9 protein-coding genes are annotated in these 10048 nt (G+C 60.8%); 6 read left to right on the forward strand and 3 right to left on the reverse strand.

What is annotated here, in order from left to right; all coding sequences use genetic code 11:
* Positions 1 to 68: 68 nt before the first annotated feature.
* Both L5014_RS18890 and L5014_RS18895 read left to right on the forward strand, forming a co-directional pair.
* Positions 69 to 1271, forward strand: coding sequence for an alpha-hydroxy acid oxidase (locus tag L5014_RS18890; protein ID WP_238465266.1), 1203 nt, complete (start codon positions 69 to 71; stop codon positions 1269 to 1271).
* A gap of 17 nt (positions 1272 to 1288) precedes the next feature.
* Positions 1289 to 2077: an SDR family oxidoreductase gene (locus L5014_RS18895; protein WP_238465267.1), complete on the forward strand. Its 789-nt coding sequence runs from the start codon at positions 1289 to 1291 to the stop codon at positions 2075 to 2077.
* A 693-nt stretch (positions 2078 to 2770) separates the two neighbouring features.
* Here L5014_RS18895 and L5014_RS18900 read toward each other — a convergent pair.
* Positions 2771 to 3085, reverse strand: a complete 315-nt coding sequence (locus tag L5014_RS18900) for an NIPSNAP family protein (RefSeq protein WP_238465268.1) — start codon at positions 3083 to 3085, stop codon at positions 2771 to 2773.
* Positions 3086 to 3348: 263 nt separating this feature from the next.
* Here L5014_RS18900 and L5014_RS18905 point away from each other — a divergent pair, with 263 nt between their 5' ends.
* Positions 3349 to 4938, forward strand: coding sequence for an aldehyde dehydrogenase (NADP(+)) (locus L5014_RS18905; RefSeq protein WP_238465269.1), 1590 nt, complete (start codon positions 3349 to 3351; stop codon positions 4936 to 4938).
* Between the two features lie 645 nt (positions 4939 to 5583).
* Here the strand turns inward: L5014_RS18905 and L5014_RS18910 are convergent.
* Entirely contained in the window at positions 5584 to 6366 is a 783-nt protein-coding gene (locus tag L5014_RS18910) for an SDR family NAD(P)-dependent oxidoreductase (RefSeq protein WP_238465270.1), read from the reverse strand.
* A 157-nt stretch (positions 6367 to 6523) separates the two neighbouring features.
* Here L5014_RS18910 and L5014_RS18915 point away from each other — a divergent pair, with 157 nt between their 5' ends.
* The gene (locus tag L5014_RS18915) at positions 6524 to 7465 is read left to right on the forward strand and encodes a LysR family transcriptional regulator (RefSeq protein ID WP_238465271.1); all 942 of its coding nucleotides are present in this window, start codon (positions 6524 to 6526) and stop codon (positions 7463 to 7465) included.
* 17 nt (positions 7466 to 7482) lie between these two features.
* Here L5014_RS18915 and L5014_RS18920 read toward each other — a convergent pair whose 3' ends face one another.
* Positions 7483 to 7824 carry a DUF4148 domain-containing protein gene (locus L5014_RS18920; RefSeq protein WP_238465272.1) on the reverse strand — a complete coding sequence of 114 codons (342 nt, stop codon included), beginning with the start codon at positions 7822 to 7824 and terminating at the stop codon, positions 7483 to 7485.
* Positions 7825 to 8114: 290 nt separating this feature from the next.
* Between L5014_RS18920 and L5014_RS18925 the strand changes: the two genes are divergently transcribed.
* Complete coding sequence (locus tag L5014_RS18925) at positions 8115 to 8921, forward strand: enoyl-CoA hydratase/isomerase family protein (protein ID WP_238465273.1); 807 nt, start codon at positions 8115 to 8117, stop codon at positions 8919 to 8921.
* Between the two features lie 158 nt (positions 8922 to 9079).
* Positions 9080 to 9907 (forward strand): helix-turn-helix transcriptional regulator, encoded by an 828-nt coding sequence (locus L5014_RS18930; protein ID WP_238465274.1) that lies wholly within the window; start codon positions 9080 to 9082, stop codon positions 9905 to 9907.
* The last annotated feature ends 141 nt before the right edge of the window (positions 9908 to 10048 follow it).

Consider the following 10048-nt stretch of genomic DNA (forward strand, 5'->3'; position numbering starts at 1 on the left):
CGCAGTTTAAATTCCGCAATTTAAATTCCGCAGTTTAAGTTCGAAAGACAGTAGCGGGCAGGGATCGAATGTCAGTCATTACATGTGTTGAGGATTTGCGTCTGCTGGCGAAGAAGCGCGTGCCAAAGGCGTTTTACGACTATGTCGACAGCGGCTCGTATTCGGAGTCGACATACCGCGAGAATAGCCGCGCGTTCGACGACCTGAAGTTGCAGCAGCGCGTGGCCGTGAACGTGGAAGGCCGCAGCACGGCCAGCACGATGATCGGTCAGCCGGTGACGATGCCGGTCGCTATCGCGCCCACCGGCCTCGCGGGCATGCAGTGGCCGAACGGTGAGATGCTCGGCGCATTGGCGGCGAAGCGCTCTGGCGTGCCGTTCACGCTGTCGACGGTGAGTATCTGCTCGATCGAGGATGTCGCCCGCCATACCGGAGCGCCGTTCTGGTTTCAGCTCTATGTGATGCGCGACCGGGGCTTCAACGCGTCGCTCATCGAGCGCGCGAAGCTGGCCGGGTGCTCGGCGCTCGTGGTCACGCTGGACCTGCAGATCAACGGCCAGCGGCACAAGGACCTGAAGAACGGCATGACCGTGCCGCCGCGTCTCACGCCCGGCAATCTGCTCGATTTCGCCTCGAAGCCGGGCTGGATGCTGCGGGCGCTGCGCGGCGCGAAAACGTTCGGCAATCTGGCCGGCTACATCAAGGGCGGCGACGACGTCATCACGATCAGCAAATGGGTCTCGCAGCAATTCGACCCCACGCTGAGCTGGGACGATCTCGGCTCCATCCGGCGCGCATGGGATCGCAAGCTGGTTCTAAAAGGAATCCTTAGCGTCGAGGATGCGCGCATGGCTGCGTCGATTGGCGCGGACGCCATCGTCGTCAGCAATCATGGCGGGCGGCAACTGGACGGCGCGCCGTCGAGCATCGAAGCGCTGCCGGCGATTGTCGAAGCCGTGGGCGACAAGGTCGAAGTCTGGGTGGATGGCGGCATCCGCACCGGGCAGGACGTCATGAAGGCGCTCGCGCTGGGCGCGAAAGGCACCATGGTCGGGCGCGCTTTCATGTACGCACTGGGCGCCATGGGCGAGGCCGGCGTCGAGCGCATGCTGCAAATATTGAAAAGCGAACTCGACGTGAGCATGGCCTTGACGGGCGTGCGCACGATCGGCGAAATCGGTCGACACAATCTTTTTCAACGCGGCCAGGGCTTGCCGCCGGGCGGCAGCCACGGCGCAGCGCCGACCCGCGCTGAGATGGCAACTGTTTGAATCAAGGAGCAATCTGGATGGATCTGAATATCAAGGGGCGCTGGGCGCTGGTATGCGCGGCAAGCAAGGGGCTCGGCAAAGGCTGCGCGCAGGCGCTGGTTGCCGAGGGCGTGAACGTGGTCATCACGGCGCGCGGCAGTGAGGCGCTGGAAGCCACCGCGCAGGAACTGCGCACGCTCAATCCCGACGTCACAGTGAAAACCGTGGCCGGCGACATCACGACGAGCGAGGGACGTGCCGCCGCGCTGTCCGCCGCACCGTATTTCGATATCCTGATCAATAACGCGGGTGGTCCGCCGCCTGGTGATTTCCGTGACTGGTCGCGTGGGGACTGGGTTGCCGCAGTCGATGCCAACATGCTGACGCCGATCGAACTGATCAAGGCGACGGTGGACGGAATGACGGAGCGGGGTTTCGGGCGCATCGTCAATATCACCTCCGGTGCGGTGAAGGCGCCTATCGACGTGCTGGGGCTCTCGAACGGTGCGCGCTCGGGGCTGACGGGCTTTATCGCGGGGCTCGCGCGGCAAAAGCGCATCGCGCAGGGCAATGTGACGATCAATAATCTGCTTCCCGGGCTTTTTGAAACCGATCGACTGCGACAGTCGACGAAAGCCGCTGCCGATGCGCAGGGCAAGAGCTATGACACGGCGCTGGAGGCCAAGCGGCAGCAGGTTCCGGCCGGGCGATTCGGCACGGCTGAAGAGTTCGGGGCGTTTTGCGCGTTTCTGTGCAGCGCGCATGCGGGTTATCTAACTGGGCAGAATGTGTTGCTCGATGGTGGTAGTTATCCGGGTACGTTTTAAGCGTGGGATTGGTTGTCGCGTTTTCTTGTGCTCGTGGTGGCTTTTTCGCTTTTTCTATTTCGCGTTTCCTTGTATTCGCGGTGGTCTATTAGCGTTGCCCCTGTGCGGGGCGGCACCTACTTTTCTTTGCAGCGGCAAAGAAAAGTAGGCAAAAGAAAGCCGCTCAAACCGCTAGTGTTACGCAGTACACCACTTGCCGTTAATCGGAGCGGTTCCGGAGCGTCTGTCATCACGCGCCGTATAACGGAGTGACAAAGGGCTCATTCCTCCGGCGGCGCTACGCGCGCCGTGGGGCATAATCCAAAACCAGAGGAATGCATATGAATCGATGCAGTGCATGCGCCTTCGAGTGCCCAGGCAGAACCCTTGGTTTCCCCTGCATACCCGACCGCTGCGCGCGTAGCGAGCAGCGGGATGTGCGGGCCCTTTGTCACTATGTTTGAAGGTGCGAGGTGACGGAGGCCCCGGAACCACTTCGATCACGGGCAAGAGGTGGACGGCGTCACACTAGCGGTTTGAGCCGCTTTCTTTTGCCTACTTTTCTTTGCGGCTGCAAAGAAAAGTAGGTGCCGCCCCGCACAGGGGCAACGCTGGCAGACCGACACGAAAACAAGGAAACGCGGAGGAAACGCGAAAAAACCAGGCACCCAAAACCAGCAAATGCACCAGAAAATAGCCGATTATAAACAGAGCCTACCGAATCGGCGAAAAAGAAGCAGCCAGCATGATCTTCGATTCCTGGCTAACTAGCAGCGGCGTGGCCTTCGCGATAAAGCGCTCCATCCAGTCGCGGTCTTCGAGCAGCGCGGCGCGGCGCTTCACACGCTCGTCGAGACTTTCCCACGCCCAGATATGCACGAGCTGATGCAGCATGCCGATTTCCGTGTACCACCAGCCCACCAGGGTCGCGTGGCGCGAGATAATGGGCAACCCTTCCCGTTCGAAATACTGAAGATATTCCTTGAGCTTGCCGGGCTGGACCGTATAGGTCCGCATTTCGTAAAACATGAGCGCGTGCTTCCTGAGTGAATCCGATTGGCGTTGATGGAAAAAGAAAAGCCAGTATAGGAATCGTCGCGAAGCGTTGAAATTGAGAGCTTCTTATAGCGCTATAAAGAGCTGTCATGCCCAAAGCATTGACGCTCGCCGGACGGTTTGAAATCATTCGATGCAGGTGCTGCGAGGTTGAAATCGCAGCGATGCAATCGCACTCGCTTGAATATCGGCGCCCGCGATCAGGGTGCCCGATTTATCCCCTTGAGGAACTGGAAATGAACATCGCAGGGAATTTGTTGATCGGCCAGAGCGCTCGGCGCGGAACGAACGGTGTGTCGTATGCGCTCGACGCCGCGAGCGGAGAACGTCTCGAGCCGGGCTTCGGCGGCGCCACGCTCGAAGACGTGGATACCGCATGCGCGTTGGCATGGGCCGCGTTCGATGTCTTTCGCGAAACGAGTCTCGAAGCACGAGCCGAGTTCCTGGAAACCATCGCGGCCAATATCCTCGCGCTGGGCGATGTGCTAGTCGAGCGCTGCGTTGCGGAGTCGGGGCTGCCGCGCGCACGAGTCGAAGGCGAGCGTGCACGCACGGTGGGGCAACTGCGCATGTTCGCGGGCGTCGTGCGCGCCGGCGACTTTCTCGAAGCGCGCGTGGACCCGGCGCAGCCCGAACGCAAACCGCTGCCGCGCGCCGATCTGCGCATGCGGCACATCGGGCTCGGACCCGTTGCGGTGTTCGGCGCCAGCAATTTCCCGCTCGCGTTTTCGGTGGCGGGCGGCGATACGGCGTCCGCATTCGCGGCGGGCTGCCCTGTGATCGTCAAGGCCCATGCGGCCCACCCCGGCACGTCGGAACTCGTTGGCATGGCCGTGAGCAAGGCTGTGAAGGACTGCGGCATGCCGGAGGGGACGTTCTCGCTGCTATTCGGCAGCGGCCGCGAAATCGGCCAGGGACTGGTGCGCGACCCGCGTATCAAGGCAGTGGGCTTCACCGGATCGCGGCACGCGGGAACGGACTTGATGGCGATTGCAGCGGCGCGCCGCGAGCCCATTCCGGTCTACGCCGAAATGAGCAGCATCAATCCGGTGCTGCTGTTCCCGCACGCGCTCGAACAGCGCGGCGAAGCGATCGCGCAATCATTCGTGCAATCGCTCACCCTGGGCGCGGGCCAGTTCTGCACGAATCCGGGCTTGATCCTCGCGGTGGAAGGGCCCGCGCTCGATCGCTTCGTGGCTGCGGCGTCGGAAGCGCTGGTTCGCGCACCGTCCGCAACGATGCTCACGCCGGGCATTCATCGCGCGTTCGAGACGGGCGTGTCGAAATTCGCGGAGCATCCGCAGGTGCAAACGGTGGCGCGCGCGCAGCCGGCGGCTGGTGCGCACAAAGGGCAGGGCGCGCTCTTTTTGACGAGTGCCGCTGCGTTTCGCGAGCATGCGGAGTTGCAGGAAGAAATATTCGGAGCGGCTTCGTTGATTGTGCGTTGTCCGGATCTGCAAACCATGCTTGCGCTGATTGAATCGCTGGAGGGGCAGCTTACGGCGGCGTTGCATATCGATGAAGCGGATTATGCGGCTGCGCGGTCGTTCCTGCCTGCGCTGGAGCGGCGCGTGGGACGTGTGCTGGTTAATGGCTTCGGTACGGGCGTGGAAGTCTCACATGCGATGGTGCATGGTGGGCCGTATCCGTCCACTGCGGATGGGCGCTCGACCTCGGTGGGGAGTCTCGCGATTCGTAGATATTTGCGGCCGGTGAGCTATCAGGATATGCCTGAGGCGCTGTTGCCCGAGGCTTTGAAGGCGGCTAATCCGTGGAAGGTTAATTGGTTGCTTGATGGGAAGATTGAGATCGGGCGGTGTGGGTGATTTTTTTTTTGAGGCCCCTGGAGGCGCGGGTTCCGGGCGGTTTTTTCCGCGGGTTCGTCGCGTTTCCTTGTAGTCGTGTCGGTCTATTAGTGTTGCCCCTGTGCGGGGCGGCACCTACTTTTCTTTGCAGCGGCAAAGAAAAGTAGGCAAAAGAAAGCCGCTCAAACCGCTAGTGTGACGCCGTCCACCTCTTGCCGATTATCGGAGCGGCTCCGGAGCGTCTGTCATCACGCGCCGTACAACAGAGTGACTAAGGACTCATTCCTCCGGCGGCGCTACGCGCGCCGTGGGGCATAACCCCAAACCAGTGGAGCGCATGCACATTCGCTTATCCAAGGCAGTACTCATGGTTTCCCATGCAGACCCGACCGCTGCGCGCGTAGCGAGCAGCGGGATGAATGAGCCCTTTGTCACTACGTTTGAAGGTGCGAGGTGACGGATGCTCCGGAACCACTTCGATTAACGGCAAGAGGTGGACGGCGTCACACTAGCGGTGTGAGCCGCTTTCTTTTGCCTACTTTTCTTTGCGGCTGCAAAGAAAAGTAGGTGCCGCCCCGCACAGGGGCAACGCTTGCAGACCGACATGAACACAAGGAAACGCGACAAGCAAGGAACCGCGACAAGAAAGGTCCGCAGGACCCCCAATCAAATCCGATACCCCCCACTAGCATCAATAACCTGCCCAGTAGTCCACTGCGACGCAGGACTCGCAAGAAACGCAATAACCCCAGCAATATCCTCGGCGGTGCCCACGCGGCCCAGCGGACTCGCACTCATGGCGCTCGCCCGCCCTTCATCGCTACGCAGCCACCCAGCATTCATATCGGTATCCACCGGCCCGGGAGCAACAGCATTAACGAGAATACCGCGCGGGCCAAATTCAACGGCCCAGTGCCGCGTAAGCGTATCGATCGCGCCTTTGGATGCGGAATAGGCCGACAACGCGTTGAAATTCCCCTCCACCTCGAACACCCGGCTAGACAGCACACTGGAAAGATTAACGATGCGCCCGCCGTTCGCCATGCGCTTGATGCCCTGTTGCGTGGTGAAGAACACGGCCTTCACGTTCAGCGTGAATTGACGGTCGAATAACTCGGGTGTGGTGTCGGCCACCGTGCCGCCGTCCGCGACGCCAGCGTTGTTCACCAGCAGATCGAGTCGCACGGGCTTACCTCGCGCGGCAAGGCCTTGATCCACGGCGTCGAACAGTCGGTCGATGCCTTCGAGCTTGTCCAGATCCGCGGCAATCGCGAAGCCGTCCGAGCCGTGTTCGCGAATGCCGGCAAGCGTCTCTTCGGCGGCTTCATGGTTGGCCTTGTAGTGAACGATGACAAAGTAGCCCTGCCTGGCCAGTTCATACGAAGCAGCACGGCCGATACCGCGTGAAGCGCCGGTGACCAGCGCGACTTTCGAAGCATTTGCGTTCATTGTAGACTCCAGAAGTTCGATCGTTGATGCGCCCGCTTGCATGGTGCGTTTGGTTGCGGCGGCCGCAAAGGCTGAAAACCTTGAAAACGATCGTAACGCCGGAGCGCGATGAAATTAATCGCATTGCATTCACAGTCCTTGTGCAAATTCTGCATCAGTGAACCACGACCATCTTCGCATCCTTCTGGAGATCGCCCGGCACGGGAATTTTTCGGGCGTTGCCAAGCAGCGCAACGTGGATCCGTCCTCCATCTCGCGCGTGGTGCGCGCCGTCGAGAGCGAGCTTGGCGTGCGTCTTTTTCATCGCACGACGCGGCATGTCACGCTCACCGAGGCGGGCGCTGCCTACCTCGCGAGGGTGTCCGATCTGCTCGATGCCATCGATGCGGCGGGCGACACCATCAAGGAGCTTGGCGGGAATGTGGGCGGCACGCTGAGAGTCACGGCGTCGGTTGCTTTCGGGCAGGCCTGTCTCGTGCCGCTTTTGCCGGAGTTTCTCGAGCGGTATCCGGACATTCAACTGGAGTTGCTGCTCGCGGATGCGAACCTCGACATCGTGGCCGAGCGCATCGATCTGGCGCTGCGCCTGAGCCCGCGCATGGACAGGAATTTCGTGCGCGTGAAGTGGTTCGATTCGGCCTACAAGGTGTGCGCGAGTCCGCATTATCTCGCGCGTCACGAGGCCATTCGCTCGCCGGCCGATCTCGATGCTCACCAGTGCGTTGTGTTCGGCCTGCCCAATCCGCAGGCCGACTGGCTGTTGCGCGACGGCGCCAACCACGTCGTGCACGTGAGCGCCAAACCGCGCATTTGCGTGACCAATGGGCTCGCGCAGCGAGAACTCGCTATCGCGGGCACGGGTCCGGCATTGCTGCCGGCCTGGCTCGCGGCTGCGGATCTCGCGGCAGGCACGCTTATCGACGTATTGCCGGACTATGAAGCCACGCCAGGCGATTTCGACGGCGCCGCATGGTTGCTTTACCCCAATCGAACCTTGCTTCCGGCAAAGACGCGCGCGCTCGTCGATTTCCTCAAGAGCCGGGCCAGACCCGAGTGGAGCCTGGCCCGATCGAAGCGCAAATCGGCCGCGCGTGGCTAGCGCGACCAGTAGCGTAATCAATGACCTCGGTAGATCGAATTGCGTGCTGCCGACATCGTGGGCCGTCCCGATTCGGTGGTCGTTGCGGCTGCGCCGCCATAAGAGGCCGCAGCCAGATTCGCCGTTGCATTCGAGCCATTTTGTGCCGACGCGATCTGACTCGCCTGGCTTTCGGCTGCCTGGACATTGGCGGGATATTGATTGCGATCTGTTGCGGGGTGATAGCCGGCGGCTTCCAGGCGGACCAGTTCCGCCTTGACCTCTGCGCGTGTCACCGGCTGACCGGATTGTTGGGCGAAGGCGGCGAACGGTGCGGTGAGTGCGAGTACTGCAACGGTTGCGGATACGAGCGATTTCATGACGACGACCTCTGTTGATCGAGTGGATATGAGAAGAAGACGGAACGAAGTGTGCGCTCTTTACTTTTGATGAAAAACGAGTCTATCCACGAAAATGTTTTGATCTGAAATCAAAAATTGGCGCCATGCCGGACGGAGCATGGAGGGCGTGGCCGAAAAAATCAGACTGCTGGGTAACTCGGCAGAATGGCGGGTAAGCCCCGCAGCGTGACCTTGTTTGATACTGGAATCATTCCCGCAGCGAATCTAGACGCCGTTGCGTTGTCCAGTGCCAACCCAAGGAATCGTTCATGACCCACCTCATTCATCAGGCCCAGAAGCTGTTATCGGAGCTCGACGGCTTCAGCGTCGAAATCGACGCGAAGGCAGGTCGCGCCGATATCGTGCTCGACCGGCCGCCGTTCAACATTGTCTCGATGATGCAGCGCGAACAGCTGCGGGCGACATTCGAGGCGCTGGACGATCACGCCGATATTCGTGTGATCGTCGTGCGCGCGGTGGGCGAGCACTTTTCGAGCGGCGGCGATATCAAGGGTTTTATCGAAGCGACTCCGGAGCACGTTTCGAAACTCGCCTGGAATATCGCCGCGCCCGCGCGCTGTAGCAAGCCCGTGATCGCCGCGAATCGGGGCTATTGTTTCGGTGTCGGCTTCGAACTGTCGCTCGCCTGCGATTTTCGCATCGCAACGGATACGACGCTCTACGCGCTGCCCGAGCAGAAGCTCGGCCAGATTCCCGGGTCGGGCGGATCGGCACGCCTGCAGAAGATGGTGGGGATCGGCCGCACCAAGGACATCGTAATGCGCTCGCGGCGCATTACCGGCGCACAAGCCTACGAATGGGGCATTGCGACCGAATGCGTCGAAGACAGCGAACTCGAGCGCGCCACCGATACGCTCGTGCGCGAACTGCTGGCGTTCTCGCCGCTCGCACAGCGCTCGGCCAAGAAACTGCTCAACGACACGGAAGATGCGCCGCTTTCGACCGCGATCGAGCTGGAAGGGCATATTTACAGCCGCCTGCGAAGCTCGGATGATTTCCGTGAAGGCGTCGAGGCGTTCCACGAAAAGCGCAAGGCGGTTTTCAAGGGGCGCTGAAACAGGGATCATTCAGACAGGAGAGTCGCGGGGCGCATCATCGTATCGATGATGCGCCCCTGTTCGCCGGATCGTCTGATCTTATGTAAGAGGTAAAGCGAGTGTCGAGCGCGATAAAAATCTATCAGGGACGGTTCGGGCGCGTCGCATTGCTCGATATGGACGCGCCGCTGGTTCATCACGCCCATCATCATTGCCATCTGCTGATCAAGGCGGCGGGGCCGAATACTTTTTTTGCTGTGCATGATGAATTACAGCCGTTGACCGAGGAGACCGCGGTGCTGGTCAATCCCTGGGAGCCGCATGCCTATCGACACAACGGCGGGCAAAACGGCGATCCAGGACAGCGCACGGGCATTCTCGCGATGTATATCGAACCCGACTGGCTGACGCAGATTCAGCATCCGCTCGGAGGCGTGGGGCATCCGCGCTTCTTTCCGCAACCGTGCGTCCAGTTGTCGGCGCATGCGAGGAGGCTGGCGGAGGAACTGGTGCTCGAAATGTGGTGGTCGGACGGCATTGCTTCCGAGCGTCTCGAGGGGCTGCTGTTCGAGCTCATGATCTCGGTGATCGACCCCGATAGCAAATGGCGCGAACTGTCGACGCAAATGGAGCGCGCGAGCCGCCGTCCCAGCGATCCGCGTATTCGCAAGGCCATTACCTGGCTGCGCGAGAACACCGGCACCGAGCCGGACATGAATCGGCTGGCCGAACATTGCGGCTTGTCGCGCGCCCATTTTTTCGCGCTGTTTCACCGCTGTACCGGCGTGACGCCCAATGTCTATTTAAACGTGTTGCGGATGGAGACGGCGATTCGCGATCTCTCCGTGAGCACCGATTCGCTTTCCAATATTTCGTACGACCTGGGATTCTCCGCGCCCTCGCATTTCACGCGATTTTTCCGGCAACACCTGGGCATTACGCCTAGCGAGTATCGCCGGGTGGTGGAACTCTATGACGCTCGCGACGGCGTCGTGGAGATCTGACCAGCGCAGACAAAGCGTCAGACTCCAGGGTAATTCGCGCGACGCAGGGGTAAAGGCCGTCGCGTCCACGCGCAGTAAATTCACTCACAGGGAAACAGCAGAACGGGACTTCTGCGCGGGCGTGATTAGCCCGTGAGGCGT

Source organism: Paraburkholderia tagetis (assembly GCF_022213065.1).
GTDB lineage: Bacteria > Pseudomonadota > Gammaproteobacteria > Burkholderiales > Burkholderiaceae > Paraburkholderia > Paraburkholderia tagetis.